Here is a 21236-nt window from a genome sequence, read left to right on the forward strand (position 1 = left end):
ATTGGATGGAGAACATAGAGAGAAAGGTGTGCGATTGGATCGATTCGCACGAGAAAAAAGCGGTTCGCCTTTTGAAAAAACTCGTCGGAGAAAAAAGCACAATGGGCAGTGAATTTACCGCCCAAGCTGTCGTCCTGGAGAAACTGAGGCAATTCGAAGCTGAAATCGATGTCTGGGAGCCGAGCATGAAGCAATTGGAACAGCACCCGCTGTTTAAATCAGACAGAACAAGCTTTAAAGAAAGCCCGAATATTACGGCTGTCAAAAGAGGAAAGGGCGGCGGGAAATCGCTGATCTTAAACGGACACATCGATGTCGTGCCTGAAGGAAACAGAAAAGACTGGGAGACGGAGCCTTTTCAGCCGGTCATGAAGCAAGGACGGATATACGGCCGGGGCACAACTGACATGAAAGGCGGCAATACGGCTCTTTTAATGGCGATGGAAGCGCTGGAGCAATGCGGGGTTCAATTAAAAGGAGACCTGATTTTTCAAAGTGTCGTAGACGAGGAGTGTGGCGGAGCCGGGACGCTGGCGGCCGTCATGAGGGGCTACAAGGCGGACGGCGCTTTGATTCCCGAGCCGACAAATATGAAAATGTTTATTAAGCAGCAGGGGTCGATGTGGTTCAGAATCACGGTCAAAGGGCTTTCTGCACACGGCGGCACAAGATATGAAGGTGTCAGCGCCGTTGAAAAAAGCATGCTTGTCATCCAGTCGCTTCGCCAGCTTGAACAGGTCAGGAATAAGAGAATAACAGATTCTTTGTATGACAATATCCCGATTCCGGTTCCGATTAACATCGGCACGATCAAAGGAGGCGCATGGCCTTCATCGGTCGCTGACACGGTGACACTGGAAGGAAGGTGCGGAATCGCTCCGAACGAATCTCCTGAAGCCGTCCAGTCCGAGTTTGAAAACTGGCTCAATGATCTTCAATACCATGATGAATGGTTTAAACACTACCCTGTTGACATAGAATGGTTCGGCGCCATGTGGCTCCCGAACGATTTGGCTGAAGACCATGAACTGACGAAAGTGCTGAAATCCGCCTATCAAACCATCACGGCAAACGATCCCCTAATCGAAGCTTCCCCGTGGGCGACAGACGGCGGAATATTGTCGCACGCCGGAGGCACCCCTGTCATCGTCTTCGGACCGGGAGAGACGAAAATGGCCCACCAGGCAAATGAATACATTGAAAAAGACGCCCTGATTCAGTCAGCCAAAATCATCAGCCTGTTTATTATGAATTGGTGTGATTATGAACGGTGAAAAGATCAGCTGTTTTGGAGGTTAAATATGGTGGAAAAATGGAGTAATGACAGCTGTACGCTTGAAGCGGATGTCGACTTGTTCAGTAAAAGAATCAGAATCATCAATTATGAAGGCGATGTGTGTTCATTTTTCCCCGCCATATTGAAAGAAGCAAAAAAACACGGCATAGGGAAAATGATCGTTTTCACCAAAACGAATGACAGAAACGCTTTGCTTGAGCGGACGTTTGAACAGGAAGGGAAAATTGACGGATACTTTAACGGGCATGATGCTGACGTGTTCGTAAAATATGTGAAAGAAGACAGGCGAAAAACCGCTGACTGGTTTGCGCAGGATCAAATGCTGACAGAGCTGTTCAGCACTCCCCGCATCGCGGAGGCCCAAAACGCTTCCTTTCAAATCAGGAGGGCCGCCTCCAGTGATGCGCCTGGTCTCGCCGATCTCTACAACTGCGTCTTTCCTGTATACCCCGCGCCTGTTTCAGATCCGGCATATCTTAAGGAAGCGATGGGGAAAGGGGCCGTTTACTACCTCGCTTTTGACGGGGAAAAAGTGATTGCATCAGCAGGTGCAGACGTGAATCCCGTTTTGGGGAATGCGGAAATAACAGACTGCGCCGTCCTGCCGGAATACAGGGGCTTTTCATTGACGAGGCGGCTGATTGCCGCACTCGAAACCGATTTGAAACAAGCGGGTATCTTTTACGTTTATTCAATCGCAAGAGCAGCTTCTTTCGGGATGAACGCCAGTCTTTATCATTTATCATACTCATATAGGGGCCGGCTTTTGAACAACTGCCTCATTTATAAAACCATCGAGAACATGAACATCTGGTGCAAAAATTTAAGCTGGTCTTAAAAAGCGGTCTTCCGCGGGTTTTATATTTGAAGAGACACTTTTCACACCGGTCACATAACCTGAAAAGTATAGGGAAAATGCTGATAGGGGGATGAAAGATGGAAAACGGTCTGTTTCAGCCGAAAAGGCACTGGAAGGATATTGAGCTTTGGAAAGATGTTCCTGAGGAAAAATGGAACGACTGGATCTGGCAGCTGACCAACACCGTCAGAACGCTTGACGATTTGAAAAAAGTCGTCAATCTTACGAAAGAGGAAGAAGAAGGGGTGAGAATCTCCACAAAGACGATCCCTTTAAATATTACGCCGTATTACGCTTCACTGATGGATCCGGATGATCCGCGCTGTCCGATCAGAATGCAGTCGGTGCCCCTGGCAGAAGAAATGCACAAAACAAAATACGACCTTGAAGATCCCCTTCATGAGGATGAAGATTCGCCTGTCCCCGGCTTAACCCACCGCTATCCGGACCGGGTTTTGTTTCTCGTCACTAATCAATGCTCGATGTACTGCAGGTACTGTACAAGGCGGCGTTTTTCCGGACAAATCGGCATGGGCGTGCCGAAAAAGCAGCTCGATCAGGCGATCGCATATATCCGGGATACGCCCGATGTCAGGGATGTCCTGATTTCAGGAGGGGACGGTCTTCTCATTAACGATCAAATTCTTGAATATATTTTGAAAAACCTCCGTGCGATCCCGCACGTGGAAATCATCCGGATCGGCACGAGAGCCCCGGTCGTCTTCCCGCAGCGGATTACCGACAAACTTTGCAGCATTTTGAAAAAGTATCATCCCGTCTGGCTGAATACGCATTTCAACACGAGCATCGAAATCACGAAGGAAGCGAAGGAAGCCTGTGAGAAGCTGGTCAACGCCGGGGTTCCGGTCGGCAATCAGGCCGTGATTTTGGCTGGTATAAATGACAGCGTTTCCATTATGAAAAAGCTGATGCATGATTTGGTGAAAATCAGAGTCCGTCCGTATTATATCTATCAATGCGATTTGTCTGAAGGAATCGGCCATTTCAGAGCGCCTGTCTCCAAAGGTCTTGAAATCATTGAAGGCTTGCGCGGACACACAAGCGGCTATGCAGTCCCTGCCTTTGTCGTTGACGCGCCGGGCGGGGGCGGAAAAATCGCCATACAGCCGAATTACTTGATTTCGCAAAGCCCCGATAAAGTCGTGCTCCGCAATTTTGAAGGTGTCATTACATCTTATCCTGAGCCTGAGAACTATATTCCGGGAAGAGCGGACGACTATTTTGCCGAAATTTTCCCTGATGTAATGAAGGAAAAAGAGGAGATCGGCATATCCGCAATCTATGCGGATCAAGCTCTTTCATACACACCGGACGGTTTAAAACGGCTTGAAAGAAGGGAGAGCTATTCTACAAGGCCCGATCATGAAACATTGAAAAGCCGCCGGGCAAAGCGCGATGAATTGAAAGAAAAGAAATTCCTTGCCCAGCAAAAAAAAGAAGGCGAAGCTGAGGGGCGTGTGCAATGAAGAGGTGTGAATGGTGCAGTGAAGAAAAAGCCGGGGAAGCCCGCACGGCGGTTTATTGGGAGCTTCCTGACGGGACAAAAGCGATCGAAATCACCGATACACCTGCGGTGGAATGCGAAGGCTGCGGCATGGTCTATCAGGAGGACAATGTCACTTGGGAAATTGAAAATCAGCTGCTCTTGATCGATACAAAAAAACTGCCTTCGTCCGTTTCGTATGATGCGCTGATGAAAACAGAGCGCATATTGAAGCGCAATTACTTTGATTTTTCTTCATGAAGCCGGCTTTTTGCCGGTTTTTTTGTTTGTATTTTTTCAGACGCCCTGTATAATAGAACATCAAAAGAGGACAGGAGGGGAGACCGTGAAGTCTTTTTACCATTATTTAATGAAATACCGCCATCCGAAACCGAAGGACGCGATCAGCGAATTTGCGAACCACGCTTATCTTGATCACGGATTTCCCAAGACATCAACTCATTACGATGAAATCAGCTCTTACCTTGAGCTTAATGGGGATTATTTATCGTCAATGACGACATTTGATGAGGCTTGGGAGCAATATATTTCGGAAACAAAGCGATAAAAAATCCGCAGTTCTGAATAACTGCGGATTTTTTACGTTCGCCTAAAGCCGGCTGGGCTTTTCGGAAAACTCATCGGGCTTTGTAACCTTAGCCCATGCGAATTAACAGCACTCAGCATACGATAAGCGTAACACGGAAGCTTCAAGGCAAGGGGGAATCCAAATATGAAGTCAAACGCGCCTAAATTCAAAGTCGGGGATGTTGTCGTTGTCGTGATGTACGGGACGGTCGGAACGATTACAAAAGTTCATAAAATCGATAAGCATTTTTTGTATGAAGTCAATCATAATGAAGTGCTTTATTTTGAGACTTCTCTTCAGCTCTACAAAGATTATGACGGGGTCATTGTCGATACGGAAAAGCTTGATATCGAATATGAATTTTTAATCGGGGATGTCGTCTATGTAAAAGATTACGGCAAAGAATTGTTTAAAATCACCGGGCACAGAACGGAAATTTGGAGATATGTGGAGGATGGCTGGGAAGACATCATTTACGAGCTGACCCGTTTGAAAGACGGGGAATGGCTTGAAACGGAAGAAGAAGATTTAACGCTCGTCCTCAGAACTTACGAAATGGACCAGTTCGTCCATCAGCTTCTGTTTGTTCATTATGTCGGCGAAGCCGGACAAGAGCTTGATGAACCGATATCTGAAAAGGTGTTTCTGCCATTCGCGGGGGATCCCGAGGAGCAAGAACATGAACGCAACATGGCAGTTGCTGTCGTGGATGAGCTGCTTGATATTTACAATGACTATAAAGTATTGTATGAAATGTTTCAGGATGCGGAATATAAAGAAATGATGGAGTTTGTGTTAAGCAGCCTGAAAGAATATTTCAAATGATAAACAACAAATATAAAAAGTAAGGAAAACAGCCGAACACAATGAGGCCGAACATGGCTTTTAAGACCTTCCCTAATACCAGGTCAAACCCTTCTCCGTCAAGTGCTTCAAGCGTTTTTCGGATCATTTTCTTTTCCCCTTCCGGCTTTTGTCTTGTTACGACATGTATATGACAGAGGACAAACATTATGACAAACCGGTTATAAAACCGGATGCCAGCTCATACATCAGAATAAGGAGGCGATCACAATGAAAGAAATTGAACTGATGATAGATACAGAAGAAATCGCTGATTTTTTTTATCTAGAGCTGACAAGAAGAGGCTACATACCGAGCGAGGACGAACTGTTCGAAATTGCCGATATCACCTTTGATTATCTGATTGCAAAATGTATGATAGATGAGCATATAGAGGATTGAAAAAAGGGACCGGGGCGCACCTGCTCCGGTTTTTCTTATATATTTGCCCAGCGGGGGAGCCGGGTGTAAAATGTTTAAAAACAATGACAAGGAGGCACTGATTTTTTCAATGTATAAAGCACTATTTTCAGCCGCTGTCTTTGCAATGATGGCCATTCTTATCCGCATCCCGGCGGTTCAATCGTTTGATGTGAGCGTGATACAGGCTCTCGAATCTGTCAGACACCCGGTTGTCACAGCGTTTTTTAAAGCGGTGACAGAGCTTGGGTCAAGCGGCTTCATGCTGCCGCTGATGCTTGCTTTAACCTTGGTACTTGCCGTCTATAAAAAAGCAGCGGCATCACTGTATCTTTATTTGCTGTTTTTTGTTGAAAGAACGGCCAATGAAGTTTTAAAAGGCTGGATTGCCAGAGAGCGCCCTGCGATAAACCCGCTCGTCCACGAATCGTCACACAGCTTTCCGAGCGGCCATTCAATGAATGCGGCGAGCATATATCCGTTTATCGCATATCTCTTTTTGCTCTGCATTCCTTTTTTTCAACAACGCAGTCGCGCACTTTACATGTGGACAGGCCTTATCGTCGGACTCATCGGCATCAGCCGCATGTATCTCGGCGTTCATTATATGACTGATGTCATCTCAGGATTTTCTCTCGGTCTGGCGCTGTTTTTCATCTTCAAAAAAATTGGCGAAAAGTACCCGCTTGTTCGACAAAAGTAGTCAAAGGGATTGAGCCGCGAAGCGCCAATTGTATAAAAAAAGGAGGGATCTGTATTGCCGTTAATGTTTCAACTGTTTAAAAAGAAGCTGACACCTTATGATGTGACGATTTTTCAAACGCCTTGCTTTGGTGAAGATAAGGGATATGAAATGGTTTACAGAACGGAAATAAACGGCAGAACCCATGAAGATGTGCTGGAACGGACATTTTCCACTTTCAATGTTTATGACACGGTGCCGAATGATTATAAGGCGAGATTCCTTGCAACAGGCGACATCGTTTTAATCGATGAAGGAAGAAAGGGAAAAACCTATTATAAACTGCTGTCTACCGGATGGAGCAAAATCAACCGCATTTTGCTGCAGTCATCGTAAAGCTGAAAAAACTGCGGAAGCGCTGTCCGCAGTTTTTTTATGTTGTATTCTTTCGTTTTCTGGCGCTGAATTCCTTTTCGTGTGCATCCTCTGCCGCGATGACGTCCTTTGTCGGGATGTGGTTGTTCTTTTTCAGACCGGTGACTCTGTTTCGCTGTTTTTTGCCCATCATTTATGACCTCCTTCCTAAAAAATAGGATGACTAAACGCCCCGCTATTTATCCAAGAGAAAGTCGTCTTTATTCTGTCATATTGATCGCGGCCGGGTAGACATACGGCTGCTTCAGCTCGCTGATCTCCTTCCATCGCTTCGTGCGGATGATCGGGATGACAGCGCCGTTATAAGATGCTTTGCCGAGCGTTCCTTCCAATTCAATCCATGTATCAGGCTGCAATTGCTCAGCGCCGCTCCATTCGGCGAGAAACCCGATCAGGCTGGCGTCTGCGATGCAGTGCGTGATCATAAATCGGGACAGCACGAGCTGGCGTGCGCTCAGCCCCGCTTCCTTATGGACGAAGCCTTTGACCGTGATTTCTTTTCCAATGTAATGATCAAGACGGCTTGTCACTTCATCATAATAGTCTGCAAACATATCGTCATTCATGACAATTCGCTTTTCATGCTTAAATTGCTCCATCTTCCGGTCATACGCCGACTTCGGCATCGCTGAATCGGCGAGCCCCTGCTGAATCTCCGGTGTCATGACATGTTCCTTTTCGCCTTCGGTTTGAGGGGCGATCTCCGTTTTGGTGAGCATCGTCCCTTTATTGGCGGCGACAGACGAATTCAGTACAGCCGGGGAAAGGGTGAATCCGGTGATAAGGGGAAGCGTGATTACGCCATAATGCATCAGCCTGATGAAAAAAGGCTTTGATTCGTCATGATCATGTCCGCAGCCGCAATCTCCAGAGTGGTCATCCTTCACCGTCCAGACCCTTGTCAGCTGAATGATAAACAGAAACGCAAACACACCTGCGGCGATGAGGCTTGTGTAATCGTATTTCGGATTGATCAGCTTATCAATTTCCCCTGTGTAATGGAGCTTGAAAATAAAGACGGAAAAAGCCGCCAACACGAGTGCGCGCAAAAATTGCCGAGGCTGAAAAACCATTGGTGAAACCTCCTTTCTAAAGCAAACTGACAAATTTGATACAAACATAGACAACAACTGTGATCAGAACAGACAAACAAATGACGAACTTTGGCTTAAACGCATGCAGCATCATGACCGTATTTTTTAAATCGAGCATCGGTCCGTATACGAGAAAAGCAAGGATGGACGAAGAAGGAAACAAATTGGAGAAGGAGGCGCCGATAAATGCATCCGCTTCAGAGCACAGTGATAAAAAGTAAGCCAGTCCCATCATGACCAATGCCGAGTCGAGCATGCCCCCTCCGAACAAAAACAGCGATTTTAACGGGAGGTAGGTTTGCACAAGTGCGGCAATTAAAGCGCCGATAATCAGAAACCTTCCCATATCAAAGAATTCGTCAACAGCGTGTTTCAGCATATCAAATAGCTTTTCCGAAAAAGGGGATTGTCTGCCGGAATGGGCGCAGTGTGCAGCTGTTATGCTGCTTTCCGTTTTCAGCTGGCTGGAGCGGAACATCATGCTGATCGCAAAAGCGATGATGACCGCTGCGGCAAAACCGACAGCAACCCTTAAAACGGCCATTCGCAAATCATTGCCAAATGCCATAAAAGTGGATAAGATGACAATCGGATTGATCAGCGGACCTGTCAACAGAAAGCCGACGCCGGCGTAGATGGGAACGCCTTTTGAGACGAGCCTTCTCACGATCGGGACAATTCCGCATTCGCAAGCCGGAAAACAAGCGCCGAGCAAACAGCTGACAATTACTCCTGAAAACCTGTTTTTTGGAAAAAGCGAGCGGATGTGCTCTTCAGTTACAAAAATCTGGATGAAACCGGCGATCAATACCCCGATTAATACAAAGGGAAGAGCTTCGATTAAAATGCTGATGAAAATCGTATTCAGCTGCTGAACGGAAGCCGGAATCTGGAAGGGGAGGCCTGCGGCGAGCGATCCGCCGGCTGACACAAGGCATAGCAAAACACCGATGACAACAAGCCCGGTAAAGTCGATTAAATAACTATTAAGTGAACGAAACATCACTTTTCCTCCATCCTGAAATAGCTAATCGTAATGATTCTTTTTTAAAGGTATGCCTGTCCTTTTTTAAACATGACAACAAAAGAATGATGCCGAAGCGTTGCAGGGCTTTATTTTCTTTTTCCGCGATGTTGGTTTATAATACATATGCGAGTGGATGCTGCAATCATCATCACCAATCAGCTTTAAAAAGGCAGGAGGAATATTCATGAGCGTACATATTGGCGCAGAAAAAGGACAAATTGCAGAAACGGTGCTGCTGCCGGGAGACCCGCTGCGTGCAAAATATATCGCTGATACATATTTGGAAAACGTTGAATGTTATAACGAAGTACGGGGAATGTACGGCTTTACGGGCACTTATAAAGGAAAGCGCGTTTCCGTACAGGGGACAGGCATGGGTGTGCCGTCTATTTCAATTTATGTCAATGAACTGATCAGAAGCTATGATGTGAAAAACCTGATCCGCGTCGGATCGTGTGGTGCGATCAGAAAAGACGTCAATGTAAGAGATGTCATTCTGGCAATGACTTCATCAACCGATTCGCAAATCAACAGAGTGGCATTCGGATCGATCGACTTTGCGCCCTGCGCAGACTTCGGCCTGTTAAAAGCTGCTTATGACGCTGCAAGTGAGCGGAACATCCCGGTTACGGCAGGGAACGTGTTTACGGCGGATCAATTCTATAATGACGACAGCCAAATTGAGAAGCTTGCCAAACATGGAGTGCTTGCGGTCGAGATGGAAACGACGGCGCTTTATACATTAGCTGCGAAATTCGGCCGAAAAGCCCTCTCCATTTTAACGGTCAGCGATCACGTTATTACCGGCGAGGAAACAACGGCAGAAGAGAGGCAGACGACCTTTAATGATATGATTCTGCTGGCTCTGGATACCGCATTGTAACCAGATACATGCACTGAAAAAGGATGGATTCGAATGAACGGAAAGTACAAATACGTGACGATTGCTTCATTGCTGAGTGCAGCGGTTCTGCTTGGCACAGGATGTACCATGACTGAACAGAAGCAAAATGACACGGCTAAAACACAGAACACTGCAAATGCAAGCAAAGATGCGAAAGACCAAAAGGACGACAGCAGCCTGGAAGATCAGGAGTTCATACTTGAGAGCAAGTATTTTAATCAAATTAAAGATGTAGACGGGCTGCCGACGATTCAAAATCCGGAAAACATACTGGCGCTTGTCAATAAAGAGTACGCGCTTCCCGGCAACTATGCACCGAGCGACTTGACAGTGCCTGATGTCGCGTTTTCTTTTACCGAGGATATCGACAAGCGGTATATCAGAAAAGAAGCCGCCAAAGCGCTTGAAGAGATGTTCAGTGCCGCGAAAAAAGAAGGCTATGAACTGGCTGCGGTGTCCGGCTACAGATCCTATGACAGACAAAAAGCGATCTATAACAACGAAGTGAGCCAAAAGGGAGAAGAAAAGGCGAAAGAAGCTGTGGCATATCCGGGTCAAAGCGAGCATCAGACAGGACTTGCGATGGATATTTCCAGCAAAAGCAACGGCTTCGCCTTATCAGAGGACTTCGGCAATACGAAAGACGGACAATGGGTCGAGAAGAACGCCTACAAATACGGCTATATCATCCGTTATCCGAAAAACAAAGAAGACATTACGAAATATAAGTATGAACCATGGCACCTGCGCTATGTAGGCAAAAAAGCGGCTAAAGTCATCCAAGAACACGGCTTGACGCTTGAAGAGTATTTTAAACAGGTGAAAAAGATATAAAAGGGAAAAGGCCGATAGATATCGGCCTTTTCATGTTACCAAAAAAACAAACCTGCAAGGGCCACACCGGCAATTAAACCAAGGCCAAGTCCGTATACAGGGCCCCAACCCCATCCGCCGCCGTAATATCCGTAGGCGAATCCGCGGCCTCCCCGTCTGATCATCGGGGCGATATACACTTTGCTTGGTGATACACGGACGATTCTTCCGACATGGACGCGGCCTCCTTTGTCGGTGATTCTCGCAACTCTGCCAACATTTTGGTGGCAAAACCTATAATATCGGTCCACTTGAATGCTCCTTCCATCATCTAATCTATTCTATTCCTAGTCAGCTTATGACAGTTTCAATAGAAAAGGTTGGACGAAAGAAGGAGGACAAATGATGGTTTATAGATGTGATATAAAAATAATATGATCAAGAGAATCCCGGTATTTTTCCAGGTAATGCAGGTGTTTTTCCATTGTTTCATAGTTTTTGTCGGAAATCGAAGGCGACAAATCCATTTCGACGGCGTCATCAGGGTCTGCTGCGTCTTCCAATAGGACAGGGATGATGCTAACCTTTGAAAATCCTTCTTCCCGCAGGACATTGACCCATTCATTCTCGGCATATAAAGCGGTGAATCCGTAAAAGTCCGTGATTTCTTTTTTGGCTTCGTCTGTCAGAGCGTTGCCTTCCTTAAGGCACACTTCGATCGCGATCAGCATCCCTCCGGGTTTTAAAATCCGCCGGATTTCCTGTAAAGCGGACCGGATATCTGTGAAGCTCAGTACAGATTCAGATAATACACAGGCAAAGCTTTCAGACTGAAACGGCATTTCCTCGAGGGGAGAGTGGACAATCGGAATGGATAGCTGTTCTTTTTTAAAACGCTGTCGGGCTTTATCGATCATGACTGGGTCGGCGTCAAGGGCAGTGACAGGAAACAGCAGCTGCCCCAAATAAGCGGCGGTCTGGCCGGTTCCGCAGCCTGCATCAAGAATCGGCTGCTCAGGGTCGATGCCAGCTTTGGCGAGCACTGCCTTTGACAGGGACATACCGCCAGGATGAGCGGATGAGACGCCGAAGCTGGCAAGCATGTCTAAATAATCGCTCAAATTGAGATCCCTCCTTTTTTGTATGCATATGCAAAAAAGGAATAATGGTTGAAAAACGATCGAATGCCAGCAGCCCGGAAAATCGGATCCTGAGTAATTCGAGTTGACGAATAAAGATTCGTCCATGATAATATGGTAAGAAGAAAAGGTGGTGTTCGTTTGAAACAGCAGTTAAAACTCTTTTTGGCTGTATTGATTACGGCTGTCGCCGCCTCCGCACTGACGCTTTATCTGGTGGGCAAAGGCAGCGGCGGTTCAGTATATTCCGCTTCAGACTCCGAGAAATTCGAAAAGCTGATGGCGGCGTACGACAAAATCAAGAGCGACTATTATCAAAATGCAGACGATGAAAAGCTGACTGACGGGGCAATTAAAGGGATGCTTGGAGCTTTGGACGATCCATATTCAACATACATGGATAAGAAAGAAGCTAAAAGCTTTGAAGAAAGCATTACCTCTTCTTTTGAAGGAATCGGCGCCCAAGTAGAAGAAAAAAATGGACAAATTCTAATCGTCGCGCCTATTAAAGGATCTCCCGCAGAAAAAGCCGGCTTAAAGCCGCATGATGAAATTCAGAAAGTGGACGGCAAAAGCGTAAAAGGCAAGACCGTCAACGAAGCGACAGCAATGATCCGCGGCAAAAAAGGCACGAATGTCAAGCTTGTTCTCAACAGGGGAGGCGTCGGCCAAATCGATGTTACGATTAAGCGCGATACGATTCCGATCGAAACGGTGTACTCTAAAATGATCGGCGGCAACATCGGTGAAATCCAAATTACGTCTTTCTCTGAAAATACCGCTAAGGAACTGACGAAAGCCATTGATGACTTGTCTGAAAAAGGTGCGGAACGATTTGTGCTTGACCTCAGAGGAAATCCCGGCGGCCTGATGGACCAAGCAATTATGATGAGCAACATGTTTGTCGATAAAGGCAAAACCATTATGCAGGTTGAATCCAAAAACGGGAAAAAAGAAGTGTACAAAGCTGAGAAGGAACGAAAAGTGAACAAGCCGACCGTCGTTCTCGTCAACGGAGGAACGGCAAGCGCCGCTGAGATCATGGCAGCAGCACTTCACCAGTCTTCAGGCATCCCGATTGTGGGTGAAAATACGTTTGGAAAAGGAACGGTTCAAAATGCGGAGAGCTTCTCCGACGGATCGACCGTCAAGCTGACGATTGCCAAGTGGCTGACGCCAAATGGTGACTGGATTCACGAAAAAGGAATCAAACCTCAATATAAAGCGGAGCTCCCAAGCTATGCTAAACTGCCGTACCTGGATTCCAAAAAAGAGTATAAGGCAGGCAGCACCGGAGACGAAGTGAAAGCTGCCCAGCAAATGCTCCAAGCGCTCGGCTATAAGCTGAATGCGACGGGAGCATTCGACGCACAGACGGAGGCTGCCGTTAAGGCTTTTCAAAAAGACCAAAAGCTGAAAACGACAGGCATCCTAACGGGCGAGACGACGATCAGCATGACAAGTAAGCTGCAGGCTAAGCTTGCTGACAATGATACGCAGCTGGATAAAGCGATAGAGATCTTAAAAAAAGAAAAATAAAAGAAACCCTTGCGCTCACACGAAGCGCAAGGGTTTTTAGTGATCAAGCGCTTTTTTGCACATCCTTCTTAGCATGGAACAAAAAGCTGATCACAGAATTGTGTTTTACATTTTTCACAAAAAACGGATTCAACAAGACAACGGTCAAAAGGTTGGCGGTAAGCCCCCAGAAGCCTTCGTAAATGCCGAAAGTGGCACCTGTTAAATAAACGGTAAATGTAACGGCCAGGCCGATGAGAAGACCGATGATCGTCGCTTCCTTCGTCTGGTTTTTCCAGAACAGGCTGATGACGATGGCAGGGAATATCTGCACCATGCCTGATACACCGAGCAGCTGAAGCGTTACAAGCGCTGCCGGGAACAGCATTCCGAATAAAAGGGCCAGACCGATGACGACGAATACCATCGAGCGGGTGATGATCGTCAGCTTTTGTCCCGAAACGCGGGGGTTGATCAAATCGCGGTATAAATTGTTAGCGAATAGGTTGGATGCCCCTATCGCCATAATCGAACACGGGATCAGACTTGCCAGGGCAATCGTTGAATAGGCGAATCCTTGCGTGACGCCGCCGTAGGAACTTTGAATTAAATACAGCAATGCAAATCTCGGGTTAATGTCATCAGGAAGTACGAGAAATGCGATAAAGCCTAAGAAAATGACTAAAATCAATACAATATTGTACAACGGCAGAAACATACTGTTCTTTCTGAGTGCATCCGCGCTGTTCGCCGTGAAAACGCCTGTCGCCGCATGGGCCCACATGAACAGAGCAAACGCGGAAACGATCGATGCCGTGATGAACCAGGCGATTCCGCGAGGTCCGTCAGAAGGGATTGTCAGCATATGCGGCGCTTCATTTGCCAGCTTGTCAATCATCGGCGTCCAGCCGTTAAAATGGATGAGCGGCAACGAAACGACCATAAACAGCATCATCACCCAAACTAAAATGTCTTTAATAATGGCAGTGTATGTAGGACCTTTGATGCCGCTGAAAAACGTATAAAGCGCGACAAGGACGAACGAAATGATTACGACGACATTGACGTTAATAAACCCTGTACCCGCGATTTGAAGCGTATCCTGAATTCCGCTGAGCTGCAGGCAGATATACGGGATCAGCATTAAGACGCCGACAATCGCAACAAGCGAAGACAGGAGCTTGCTGCTGAAGCGCTCCCTTGCATAATCGGCCAGCGTTGTGAGCTGGTGCACTTTCGCAACCTTCCAAATCTTCGGCAGAAAAAAATAGGCGATGAAATAGGCCAAAACCGAATAAGGAATCGCGAAAAAAGCGACGCTTCCGCTTGTAAAAGCGGTGCTTGTCAATCCTAAAAACGTGTAGGCCGTATACAAGTCGGCACCCACAAGAAACCAGACGAGCAGCCCTCCGAACCGCCTTCCGCCGACAGACCACTCTTCAACCGATTTCCGCGACTGCTTATTGCTGCCGGCGATAAACCCGATACAGACCACGGTCAAAATAATGCCGGCGGTGATGAGGAGCGCTGTTAAATTTCCCTGCATCACTCATAACCTCCGTTTCTTTTCTCAAATCTGTAAATCGCAAATGTGATCATCGGTGTCAGCACAATCCACAGCACCAGCCAAAAATGAAAAAATGGAAGTCCGAAAACGATCGGATCAATCCGGTTTACAAATGGTAGCAAAGCAAGCTGCCCGACAAAAGGGATGATGAACAAAACCCATTTAAAAAGCTGTTGATTCACCTTTTTTCCTCCTTTAGCGATTTTAATGTTCATAATCATAGCAGTTGTCAGATTTAATCACAAGATAATTATTAGAAAAAAGTGATTTTTTAAATTATTTAAACAGGCGTTCTGGCTTGCATATTCGAAAGTATAACTTTACAATAATTAATATCTTGAATTCGAGATAAAACAGAATGAAGAGGATCACCATGCAGGAGACTGCTGAGTAAAAGAATGGGAAAGAGACGGGCGAACGGGGGCTTTTTGATTGATGAACCGCTGGAAAGCACCGGCGCAATGACATCGCTGAAACAAAATGGGAAAAGGAGTGAAAGGAAATGAATCATATATATGAGAAAGGGAATTCTGATACCACCCTGTTGTTATTGCATGGAACAGGGGGAAACGAACACGATCTTCTGCCGATCGGCAGGATGATTGATTCCGATGCAAATTTACTCGGAGTCAGGGGAAATGTGCTGGAAAACGGAATGCCCCGTTTTTTCAGGCGCTTGAGAGAAGGGGTGTTTGACGAGAAAGATTTGATCGACCGGACGGATGAATTAAAAGCGTTTTTAGATGAAGCCGCAAATGAATTTCACTTTGACAGGAGCCGGGTGGTCGCAATCGGTTATTCAAACGGCGCCAATATCGCGGGAAGTCTGCTGTTCCGTCATGAACGTGTACTGAAAGGGGCGATTTTGCATCATCCGATGGTTCCGTTTAGAAATCGCAAGCTCCCTGATATGACAGGCCTGCCCGTGTTCATTGGAGCCGGCAAAACAGACCCCCTCTGCCCACCGCAGGAATCAAGCGAGCTTGCCGGCTATTTCACAAACGCCGGCGCCCAAGTGCTCCTTCACTGGGAAAGCGGCGGTCATCAGCTGACACACAGCGAGATCGACCAGGCGAAAATCTGGTATGAAAAGCATATAAAAGCATAAAAATAAACCTTAGTCCTTTTTGGGGACTAAGGTTTTTAGCGTGTTTACAGCCATGTAGATACGTCAGACACATCAAAACGATTGCTTTTGTGCGCAGGTTTGACCGGTTTTCCGATCGAAATCAGCATGACCGGTACATAACGTTCATTGATGTTGAATTCTTTAACGAACGCTTGCTTGTCAAAGCCGCCCATCGCGCATGTGTCATAGCCCATAGCTTTAGCCGCAATCATCAGCTGCATGGCCGCGAGCGATGCGTTAGTAAAGGCGGCGTCTCTTGCAAATCCGCTGTTTTGATAAGCGCCGTTGATTTGTCCGAGCAGCGTGTTTTTAATGTCTTCAGTCATATAACCTGCTTCTGTCAGAGGGCCGTATACGGCTTCACCGTTCAGGTTCGCTTGTAAGTCTCCAAGCACGGCTACAACCGCAGATGCCTGGCTGACTTGTTTTTGGTTGAACGCGATCGGAAGGAGCTTATCTTTTGATTCTTGGCTGTGGAAGACTGTAAAATGCCAGTGCTGCAGATTCCAGGCTGACGGAGCCTTTGTTGTGACGCTCAGCAGCTTTGTCAGCTCCTCTTTGGAAATGGAAACGCTTGTGTCATATTCTTTAATCGAAGTACGCTCTTCCAGAATGTTGAGAGCAGTGTTTTCTTGTGAAGACATGTGACTTCCTCCTTTGGGCTAAACATGTTATGATAGAGTCAGACAAAAAGTTAGAAACTTACTTTTTGTAACTTTATTGAGTATTTTAATGGCACACATTATATTTGTCAACTGGATATGGAGGGGTGAGAGAATTGGGGTTTACAATGTGTCCTAGAATGGAAGCCGCCTTTTCTTTACTCGGCAAACGATGGAATGGATTGATCATCCATGTATTGTTGGATGGACCTAAACGGTTTAAAGACTTGACCGAAATGATACCGATGATTAGCCAAAAAATGCTGGCTGAACGTTTAAAAGAGCTCGAACACTGCAAAATAATCGAGCGCCAAGTGCTGCCGGAAACGCCGGTAAAAGTCATCTATCAATTGACAGACAAGGGAACGGCGCTAGAGCCTGTCCTCAGAGAGATACAAACCTGGGCCGAGCATCATTGCGATCCGGAAGGGAGCTGACCGGATTGACTAGTAAAGAAACAGTCGTCATTACAGGCGGGGCCAAAGGCATCGGAAGAGACCTTGTGACCGCCTATGCTCAAAAAGGTTTTATCGTCGTATTCGCCGATGTACTGAAGGAAGAGGGTGAACAGCTTGAAAAAGAGCTGACCGCTTCCGGAGCGCGGGTTCAGTTTGCAGCTTGTGATGTGGGATCTGAAGAAGATGTGAAACAGCTGATGCAGGAAGCTTCCCGAAACGGCCGTTCGATATCTGCGCTCATTAATAACGCGGGCAGATCAGTTTGGAAGTCCCCTTATGATTTGACGGCGGAAGAATGGGACGATGTTCTGAATACCAATTTGAAAGGCGCGTTTCTTTGCGCAAAAGAAGCCGCCAAAAAAATGAAAGAAGCGAAAACAGGCGGAGCCATCGTCAATATCGCTTCGACAAGGGCGTTTATGTCCGAGCCTGACTCGGAAGCCTATGCCGCGTCAAAAGGGGGCTTAATCGCTTTGACTCACGCATTGGCCGCGTCTTTAAGCAAAGATTCAATCGTCGTCAACAGCATTTCCCCGGGATGGATCGAAACCGGTGATGATACTGCCCTGCGGCCTATTGACCACGAACAGCATTTGTCAAACAGGGTCGGCCGCCCTCAGGATATCGTCAAAGCATGCTTTTACTTGACCGATCCGGACAATCGCTTTGTCACCGGTACAAACTTGACGGTGGACGGCGGAATGACAAAAAAAATGATTTATGAAGAATAGCCCAAACGTTTCCCGACTTTATGAATACCTTTACTATAGGCAGACATAAAGGAGGATAAAAGCCAATGAACCCTCATATGCTTTATTCGAGATCAGGTCCTGCCGGATACCCGGCCAGATTCCCGTTATTCTGGGGTTTTGGAGCGCCGCTTGTCGGCGGATTGCTGGGCGGATTTCTCGGAAGTGCGATTTTTAACTACCCAAGACCTTACGCTTACCCGCCGCCATACCCGGGACCTTACGGCGGCACGCCTTATTACGGCTACGGGTCAGCTCCTGGGGCCGTTCCGTACGGAGGTGTTCCGGGCACAGCTCCATTCAGAGGGGCGGGACCGGGCTATTGATCAATAAGCCAATTGTTGCTGGCATCTAAAATGCCGGATGTCCAATATGAAGCGGCGGCCAAAGCTTGCGAATCTTTTCGCCTTTGGCCGCCGTCTCATTCTTTCCGGATCGATCAGTCAGGGAACTGTACTTTTCCAGGTACGGTATATGCGCTTGACGTCCCGTTTTCCGGCAGCTTTTTGATCGTGTCTTTTACGACTTTTCCTCGGATATCTGTAATTCTGACTTTAAGCGGACTTGTCCCAAGATTGGTGCTGACGAAATGGTTGTAGTCCGTTTTCTCCATGTTGATCCACTTTCCGCCTTTGTAATATTCCATTTTCATGACGGGATATTTGTGATTTCTGACTTGGATTGCCGCCCACCACTGGCTGCTGCCTTCTTTGATCCGGTAAGTGAAATTGCCGGTAATCGGCGCTTTGACTACACGCCATTTAATGTTGATTTTGCCGTCTTTCATATCGCCGATCTGGCGAAAAGCGTTCGGTGAAAGGTCAAGAGCTCCCGGCGCGCCTTCAGGATACAGATCGGTCACATAGACGGTCGTTTTTCCTTTCGGCCCTTCAACCCGCAGATAGGCGCCGGCAAGAGCTGCTTTCACTCCGCGGTAATTCATATCTGTCGGATTTAAAGCGGTGATCTTCATATTGGACGGAATAGGATCCAAAAGCAATGCACCGCCGGAGTAACCCGACCCCGTGTAAGTGGCGTAGCCCTTATGCAGTGAGTTGTATGCTGCAGAAGCTTGAGGTGAAAAACAAAGGATCGTCAAAAACATTGCTGTGATCAATAAGCTGATTTTCTTTTTCATATCCATCCTCCTGTTTTATAAATTGAGAACCATTATCATTATAAGGACTAACTGACAACAGCCGAAAGAGCAAATAGTTACAGAGATTTTTTAAGGAATAATGACTACCACCGTTGAAATGTAAAAGTTCAGCCGCATGTCAGGCAAATGAGGTGATCATCCTTGAGGACTAGTGTTAAAATGGTACAGGAAGAAAAAAAACAGCCTGCTTTGCCAAGCTGGCCGTTTTCAAAACGTGATGTCGATTTCAGACAGGTTAAAGTCCTCATTTTTTAAGAACATCACTTCTAAAATGCCGTCTTTAAATATTGCTTTCGTACCCTTTCTGCGCACTAGAGAGGGGAGAACGACTTTTTCCTGCCGCCCTTTTTCAGGGTAGTTTTCTATGATCAGGGTTTGTGAAGTATGTTTAATTTTCAGAAGGTTAAGCTGTTCTTTGGTGAGCGGTATTTTAACAAATACATGGCTTGTCGTTTCAAAAATATCAATCGGATCAGATTCATCTGCCGCCTGTGTTTCTTTTGAGAGAGGGTCACGAAAAGGAAATTGAACTGCATACCCCGGGCCGAAAACGCTTTTCATCATGTGGTGGATATACTGCTCCACATCTTTCGGGTCAGCGTTTTTTAATCCGTCCTTGGAAAACTGCTGAAATGGAAAAAAGCGTTGCCAATCAAACACGATCACACTTCCTTTCACATAGACGGTACAGTATATGCAAAAAAGTGCGGAAAGTGATGAGAAGAAAGGAAAGAAACAGACATGAATCATTCATCTCAAACGAAAGGAATCATTTACACAGCGCTTTCTTATCTGCTGTGGGGGCTCCTTCCTTTATATTGGAAAGTGCTCGATCAGACGGCTGCGCTCGATATACTGGCGCACCGGATTATCTGGTCATTTGTTTTCATGTGCGGCGTGCTTCTCGTTTTGCGGCAGTGGAAAAACGGAGTCAAAGCATTTCGCGCGCTTTCGGGAAACCGTAAGGAATTTATACCGCTCATTTTGTCGTCCGTTCTGATTTCGATCAATTGGTATGTCTACATATGGGCTGTCAGCAACGGCTATATTCTTGAAGCGAGCCTGGGCTATTACATCAATCCGCTCGTATCGATCGTGCTCGGAATTGTCTTTTTAAAGGAAAAGCTGACGCGGATGCAGGGAGCGGCAGTTCTTCTCGCTGCCTTCGGCGTGCTTATTTCCGCCTTCCAGTACGGTTCCGTGCCGTACATCGCCCTGATACTTGCATTCAGTTTCGGGCTCTACGGACTGGCGAAAAAGCGGACATCGCTCTCAAGCGCCATAGGACTTACCCTGGAAACGATGATGATCGCTCCGGTTGCAGTGATCTATCTGTTGTTCTTCAGCCATCCGGAAAAGGCTCAAGCCGCTTCAGGGAGCATCGGCATGATGGTACTGCTGTTTTTGGCAGGAGTGTTAACTGCGATTCCGCTGCTTTTATTTGCGGAAGGTGCGAAAAAACTTCCGCTTTATCAAGTCGGCATTTTGCAATATATCGCTCCGACCATTACATTATGCTTAGGCGTGTTCGTCTACCATGAACCGTTCAGCAGCAGTAAGGTCTTTACGTTTACCTGCATATGGGCGGCGCTGATTTTGTTTACACTTTCGCAATTTCAATGGAAGAAACCGGAGAAGGTATTTTTAAAAAGAAAAAATTCCTTTCATCCGTAAGCCCTTTTTCTTTTCAATAAGCACTGATTATGTATAATTAAACATTATTGAAGCAATTCGGAGGTTATTCCGTCATGGCAGACGAACTAGAGCTTTTCCGGGCGTATAAAACCCTTTGGAAAAACCGGACGATGGACGGAGAAGGCAGGCAGGCGCTTCATCGGGCGATTGATGATGAGTTGAACGACCTCCGCACCCATCCAAGGCTCAGAAAGACGAAGCACGAAAAATACTATCAATCAATCCGGCGCATTGTGAATTCACAATTGGAACCAGATATGAAGCTCAAGCTGATTGAATGGCATACGGAACGATTGGAGTTATTAACAAACGAAGAAAGCAGGGAGTAACATGAAAGCAATAATAAAAGAAGATGTGCAGGCTTCTTTGGAAACATTTTTAAACCAGCCTGTTTACATTCATTTGGAGACGACAACCGGATCGTATTCCGCGCATAAAGATGAGCAGAACATGACCGTGGTGGCGTATATCAGAAACGCGAAGGTGACATGCTCCCGCGCCAAAATCACGGGCGAGGGGCCATTTCGCGCCGGTTTGAAAATCGAAGACGGCTGGATCTACGCCGAAGGCCTGACGAATTATACGGTTGATGATGAAGGAAGGTTGCTTCTCGCCGGCTATTTGCCGGGCGGCAAACTCGCCATTTCGCTTCAAATCAGCAAAAAGCCATTTGCAGTCTAAAAAGAAGGTGTT

General features: G+C 46.6%; 30 protein-coding genes. 19 read left to right on the forward strand and 11 right to left on the reverse strand.

Features of this window, described 5'->3' with window-relative positions; genetic code table 11:
- Window positions 1-5 precede the first annotated feature (5 nt).
- From M1E03_RS10200 to M1E03_RS10225, 6 genes are all read left to right on the forward strand, one after another.
- Window positions 6-1274, forward strand: a complete 1269-nt coding sequence (locus M1E03_RS10200; RefSeq protein WP_043054352.1) for a peptidase — start codon at window positions 6-8, stop codon at window positions 1272-1274.
- A gap of 27 nt (window positions 1275-1301) precedes the next feature.
- Entirely contained in the window at window positions 1302-2135 is an 834-nt protein-coding gene (ablB, locus tag M1E03_RS10205; RefSeq protein WP_458110766.1) for a putative beta-lysine N-acetyltransferase, read from the forward strand.
- A gap of 98 nt (window positions 2136-2233) precedes the next feature.
- A complete protein-coding gene (kamA, locus tag M1E03_RS10210; protein ID WP_043054350.1) occupies window positions 2234-3643 on the forward strand; it encodes a lysine 2,3-aminomutase in 1410 nt (469 codons plus the stop codon).
- Complete coding sequence (locus M1E03_RS10215) at window positions 3640-3921, forward strand: YokU family protein (RefSeq protein WP_020451850.1); 282 nt, start codon at window positions 3640-3642, stop codon at window positions 3919-3921. Before kamA ends, M1E03_RS10215 begins: the two co-directional genes overlap by 4 nt.
- 85 nt (window positions 3922-4006) lie before the next feature.
- Window positions 4007-4228: a YozE family protein gene (locus M1E03_RS10220; RefSeq protein WP_020451849.1), complete on the forward strand. Its 222-nt coding sequence runs from the start codon at window positions 4007-4009 to the stop codon at window positions 4226-4228.
- Window positions 4229-4393: 165 nt separating this feature from the next.
- Window positions 4394-5074: a hypothetical protein gene (locus tag M1E03_RS10225; protein ID WP_043054349.1), complete on the forward strand. Its 681-nt coding sequence runs from the start codon at window positions 4394-4396 to the stop codon at window positions 5072-5074.
- Here the strand turns inward: M1E03_RS10225 and M1E03_RS10230 are convergent.
- Complete coding sequence (locus M1E03_RS10230) at window positions 5067-5201, reverse strand: hypothetical protein (protein WP_043054348.1); 135 nt, start codon at window positions 5199-5201, stop codon at window positions 5067-5069. The two genes, M1E03_RS10225 and M1E03_RS10230, sit on opposite strands and share 8 nt — an antisense overlap.
- Window positions 5202-5323: 122 nt before the next feature.
- Between M1E03_RS10230 and M1E03_RS10235 the strand changes: the two genes are divergently transcribed.
- From M1E03_RS10235 to M1E03_RS10245, 3 genes are all read left to right on the forward strand, one after another.
- Window positions 5324-5494: a YozD family protein gene (locus tag M1E03_RS10235; protein ID WP_020451846.1), complete on the forward strand. Its 171-nt coding sequence runs from the start codon at window positions 5324-5326 to the stop codon at window positions 5492-5494.
- 109 nt (window positions 5495-5603) lie between these two features.
- The gene (locus M1E03_RS10240) at window positions 5604-6215 is read left to right on the forward strand and encodes a phosphatase PAP2 family protein (protein ID WP_229078789.1); all 612 of its coding nucleotides are present in this window, start codon (window positions 5604-5606) and stop codon (window positions 6213-6215) included.
- Window positions 6216-6278: 63 nt separating this feature from the next.
- Complete coding sequence (locus M1E03_RS10245) at window positions 6279-6590, forward strand: YodL domain-containing protein (protein ID WP_173636688.1); 312 nt, start codon at window positions 6279-6281, stop codon at window positions 6588-6590.
- Window positions 6591-6627: 37 nt separating this feature from the next.
- On the opposite strand, the gene M1E03_RS10250 is transcribed toward M1E03_RS10245, so the two are convergent.
- The 3 genes from M1E03_RS10250 to M1E03_RS10260 all read right to left on the reverse strand — a co-directional run bounded on the left by M1E03_RS10250 (window position 6628) and on the right by M1E03_RS10260 (window position 8726).
- Window positions 6628-6759, reverse strand: a complete 132-nt coding sequence (locus M1E03_RS10250; protein WP_023857374.1) for a hypothetical protein — start codon at window positions 6757-6759, stop codon at window positions 6628-6630.
- Window positions 6760-6829: 70 nt separating this feature from the next.
- Window positions 6830-7702 carry a TIGR03943 family putative permease subunit gene (locus M1E03_RS10255; protein ID WP_059230621.1) on the reverse strand — a complete coding sequence of 291 codons (873 nt, stop codon included), beginning with the start codon at window positions 7700-7702 and terminating at the stop codon, window positions 6830-6832.
- Window positions 7703-7718: 16 nt separating this feature from the next.
- A complete protein-coding gene (locus tag M1E03_RS10260; protein WP_020451841.1) occupies window positions 7719-8726 on the reverse strand; it encodes a permease in 1008 nt (335 codons plus the stop codon).
- Window positions 8727-8934: 208 nt separating this feature from the next.
- Here M1E03_RS10260 and deoD point away from each other — a divergent pair, with 208 nt between their 5' ends.
- Both deoD and M1E03_RS10270 read left to right on the forward strand, forming a co-directional pair.
- Window positions 8935-9633 carry a purine-nucleoside phosphorylase gene (deoD, locus tag M1E03_RS10265; RefSeq protein WP_003182742.1) on the forward strand — a complete coding sequence of 233 codons (699 nt, stop codon included), beginning with the start codon at window positions 8935-8937 and terminating at the stop codon, window positions 9631-9633.
- A 33-nt stretch (window positions 9634-9666) separates the two neighbouring features.
- Window positions 9667-10488 (forward strand): M15 family metallopeptidase, encoded by an 822-nt coding sequence (locus M1E03_RS10270; protein WP_020451840.1) that lies wholly within the window; start codon window positions 9667-9669, stop codon window positions 10486-10488.
- A 35-nt stretch (window positions 10489-10523) separates the two neighbouring features.
- Here the strand turns inward: M1E03_RS10270 and M1E03_RS10275 are convergent, their stop codons facing one another.
- Together M1E03_RS10275 and M1E03_RS10280 are read right to left on the reverse strand one after the other, a co-directional pair.
- Complete coding sequence (locus M1E03_RS10275; RefSeq protein WP_020451839.1) at window positions 10524-10778, reverse strand: hypothetical protein; 255 nt, start codon at window positions 10776-10778, stop codon at window positions 10524-10526.
- 99 nt (window positions 10779-10877) lie between these two features.
- The gene (locus M1E03_RS10280; RefSeq protein ID WP_020451838.1) at window positions 10878-11588 is read right to left on the reverse strand and encodes a class I SAM-dependent methyltransferase; all 711 of its coding nucleotides are present in this window, start codon (window positions 11586-11588) and stop codon (window positions 10878-10880) included.
- A gap of 159 nt (window positions 11589-11747) precedes the next feature.
- On the opposite strand from M1E03_RS10280, the gene M1E03_RS10285 reads away from it, so the two are divergent.
- A complete protein-coding gene (locus M1E03_RS10285) occupies window positions 11748-13145 on the forward strand; it encodes a S41 family peptidase (RefSeq protein ID WP_020451837.1) in 1398 nt (465 codons plus the stop codon).
- Between the two features lie 43 nt (window positions 13146-13188).
- Here M1E03_RS10285 and M1E03_RS10290 read toward each other — a convergent pair whose 3' ends face one another.
- Entirely contained in the window at window positions 13189-14670 is a 1482-nt protein-coding gene (locus M1E03_RS10290; protein ID WP_020451836.1) for a sodium:solute symporter family protein, read from the reverse strand.
- Window positions 14670-14873 carry a DUF3311 domain-containing protein gene (locus M1E03_RS10295; protein ID WP_059230618.1) on the reverse strand — a complete coding sequence of 68 codons (204 nt, stop codon included), beginning with the start codon at window positions 14871-14873 and terminating at the stop codon, window positions 14670-14672. The genes M1E03_RS10290 and M1E03_RS10295 overlap by 1 nt, the downstream gene beginning before the upstream one ends.
- Window positions 14874-15193: 320 nt before the next feature.
- Here M1E03_RS10295 and M1E03_RS10300 point away from each other — a divergent pair, with 320 nt between their 5' ends.
- A complete protein-coding gene (locus M1E03_RS10300) occupies window positions 15194-15799 on the forward strand; it encodes an alpha/beta hydrolase (RefSeq protein ID WP_020451834.1) in 606 nt (201 codons plus the stop codon).
- Window positions 15800-15843: 44 nt separating this feature from the next.
- Here the strand turns inward: M1E03_RS10300 and M1E03_RS10305 are convergent, their stop codons facing one another.
- Entirely contained in the window at window positions 15844-16464 is a 621-nt protein-coding gene (locus M1E03_RS10305) for a nitroreductase family protein (protein WP_020451833.1), read from the reverse strand.
- 134 nt (window positions 16465-16598) lie between these two features.
- Between M1E03_RS10305 and M1E03_RS10310 the strand changes: the two genes are divergently transcribed.
- The 3 genes from M1E03_RS10310 (at window position 16599) to M1E03_RS10320 (ending at window position 18015) form a co-directional block, all read left to right on the forward strand.
- Complete coding sequence (locus tag M1E03_RS10310) at window positions 16599-16919, forward strand: winged helix-turn-helix transcriptional regulator (RefSeq protein ID WP_023857369.1); 321 nt, start codon at window positions 16599-16601, stop codon at window positions 16917-16919.
- 5 nt (window positions 16920-16924) lie between these two features.
- On the forward strand, window positions 16925-17671 hold the full coding sequence (locus M1E03_RS10315; RefSeq protein WP_025811284.1) for an SDR family oxidoreductase: 747 nt from the start codon (window positions 16925-16927) through the stop codon (window positions 17669-17671).
- A 65-nt stretch (window positions 17672-17736) separates the two neighbouring features.
- On the forward strand, window positions 17737-18015 hold the full coding sequence (locus M1E03_RS10320) for a hypothetical protein (protein WP_043054342.1): 279 nt from the start codon (window positions 17737-17739) through the stop codon (window positions 18013-18015).
- A 113-nt stretch (window positions 18016-18128) separates the two neighbouring features.
- Here the strand turns inward: M1E03_RS10320 and M1E03_RS10325 are convergent, their stop codons facing one another.
- Both M1E03_RS10325 and M1E03_RS10330 read right to left on the reverse strand, forming a co-directional pair.
- Window positions 18129-18827, reverse strand: coding sequence for an expansin EXLX1 family cellulose-binding protein (locus M1E03_RS10325; protein ID WP_020451830.1), 699 nt, complete (start codon window positions 18825-18827; stop codon window positions 18129-18131).
- A gap of 228 nt (window positions 18828-19055) precedes the next feature.
- Window positions 19056-19508, reverse strand: coding sequence for a germination protein GerT (locus tag M1E03_RS10330; RefSeq protein ID WP_020451829.1), 453 nt, complete (start codon window positions 19506-19508; stop codon window positions 19056-19058).
- 81 nt (window positions 19509-19589) lie between these two features.
- Here M1E03_RS10330 and rarD point away from each other — a divergent pair, with 81 nt between their 5' ends.
- The 3 genes from rarD to M1E03_RS10345 all read left to right on the forward strand — a co-directional run bounded on the left by rarD (window position 19590) and on the right by M1E03_RS10345 (window position 21224).
- Window positions 19590-20522 carry an EamA family transporter RarD gene (gene rarD, locus M1E03_RS10335; RefSeq protein ID WP_043054341.1) on the forward strand — a complete coding sequence of 311 codons (933 nt, stop codon included), beginning with the start codon at window positions 19590-19592 and terminating at the stop codon, window positions 20520-20522.
- 74 nt (window positions 20523-20596) lie between these two features.
- Window positions 20597-20872 (forward strand): hypothetical protein, encoded by a 276-nt coding sequence (locus tag M1E03_RS10340; RefSeq protein ID WP_023857365.1) that lies wholly within the window; start codon window positions 20597-20599, stop codon window positions 20870-20872.
- A 1-nt stretch (window position 20873) separates the two neighbouring features.
- The gene (locus M1E03_RS10345) at window positions 20874-21224 is read left to right on the forward strand and encodes a YojF family protein (RefSeq protein ID WP_458110767.1); all 351 of its coding nucleotides are present in this window, start codon (window positions 20874-20876) and stop codon (window positions 21222-21224) included.
- The last annotated feature ends 12 nt before the right edge of the window (window positions 21225-21236 follow it).

The organism is Bacillus sp. PK6-013 (genome assembly GCF_054161445.1).

Excerpts from the sequence above, each read along its gene's own strand:
- M1E03_RS10200 (WP_043054352.1), top strand. The coding sequence starts at position 6 with ATGGAGAACATAGAGAGAAAGGTGTGCGATTGGATCGATTCGCACGAG.
- ablB (WP_458110766.1), top strand. The coding sequence starts at position 1,302 with ATGGTGGAAAAATGGAGTAATGACAGCTGTACGCTTGAAGCGGATGTC.
- kamA (WP_043054350.1), top strand. The coding sequence starts at position 2,234 with ATGGAAAACGGTCTGTTTCAGCCGAAAAGGCACTGGAAGGATATTGAG.
- M1E03_RS10215 (WP_020451850.1), top strand. The coding sequence starts at position 3,640 with ATGAAGAGGTGTGAATGGTGCAGTGAAGAAAAAGCCGGGGAAGCCCGC.
- M1E03_RS10225 (WP_043054349.1), top strand. The coding sequence starts at position 4,394 with ATGAAGTCAAACGCGCCTAAATTCAAAGTCGGGGATGTTGTCGTTGTC.
- M1E03_RS10230 (WP_043054348.1), bottom strand. The coding sequence starts at position 5,201 with ATGATCCGAAAAACGCTTGAAGCACTTGACGGAGAAGGGTTTGACCTG.
- M1E03_RS10235 (WP_020451846.1), top strand. The coding sequence starts at position 5,324 with ATGAAAGAAATTGAACTGATGATAGATACAGAAGAAATCGCTGATTTT.
- M1E03_RS10240 (WP_229078789.1), top strand. The coding sequence starts at position 5,604 with ATGTATAAAGCACTATTTTCAGCCGCTGTCTTTGCAATGATGGCCATT.
- M1E03_RS10245 (WP_173636688.1), top strand. The coding sequence starts at position 6,279 with ATGTTTCAACTGTTTAAAAAGAAGCTGACACCTTATGATGTGACGATT.
- M1E03_RS10250 (WP_023857374.1), bottom strand. The coding sequence starts at position 6,759 with ATGGGCAAAAAACAGCGAAACAGAGTCACCGGTCTGAAAAAGAACAAC.
- M1E03_RS10255 (WP_059230621.1), bottom strand. The coding sequence starts at position 7,702 with ATGGTTTTTCAGCCTCGGCAATTTTTGCGCGCACTCGTGTTGGCGGCT.
- M1E03_RS10260 (WP_020451841.1), bottom strand. The coding sequence starts at position 8,726 with ATGTTTCGTTCACTTAATAGTTATTTAATCGACTTTACCGGGCTTGTT.
- deoD (WP_003182742.1), top strand. The coding sequence starts at position 8,935 with ATGAGCGTACATATTGGCGCAGAAAAAGGACAAATTGCAGAAACGGTG.
- M1E03_RS10270 (WP_020451840.1), top strand. The coding sequence starts at position 9,667 with ATGAACGGAAAGTACAAATACGTGACGATTGCTTCATTGCTGAGTGCA.
- M1E03_RS10290 (WP_020451836.1), bottom strand. The coding sequence starts at position 14,670 with ATGCAGGGAAATTTAACAGCGCTCCTCATCACCGCCGGCATTATTTTG.
- M1E03_RS10300 (WP_020451834.1), top strand. The coding sequence starts at position 15,194 with ATGAATCATATATATGAGAAAGGGAATTCTGATACCACCCTGTTGTTA.
- M1E03_RS10305 (WP_020451833.1), bottom strand. The coding sequence starts at position 16,464 with ATGTCTTCACAAGAAAACACTGCTCTCAACATTCTGGAAGAGCGTACT.
- M1E03_RS10320 (WP_043054342.1), top strand. The coding sequence starts at position 17,737 with ATGAACCCTCATATGCTTTATTCGAGATCAGGTCCTGCCGGATACCCG.
- M1E03_RS10325 (WP_020451830.1), bottom strand. The coding sequence starts at position 18,827 with ATGAAAAAGAAAATCAGCTTATTGATCACAGCAATGTTTTTGACGATC.
- rarD (WP_043054341.1), top strand. The coding sequence starts at position 19,590 with ATGAATCATTCATCTCAAACGAAAGGAATCATTTACACAGCGCTTTCT.
- M1E03_RS10340 (WP_023857365.1), top strand. The coding sequence starts at position 20,597 with ATGGCAGACGAACTAGAGCTTTTCCGGGCGTATAAAACCCTTTGGAAA.
- M1E03_RS10345 (WP_458110767.1), top strand. The coding sequence starts at position 20,874 with ATGAAAGCAATAATAAAAGAAGATGTGCAGGCTTCTTTGGAAACATTT.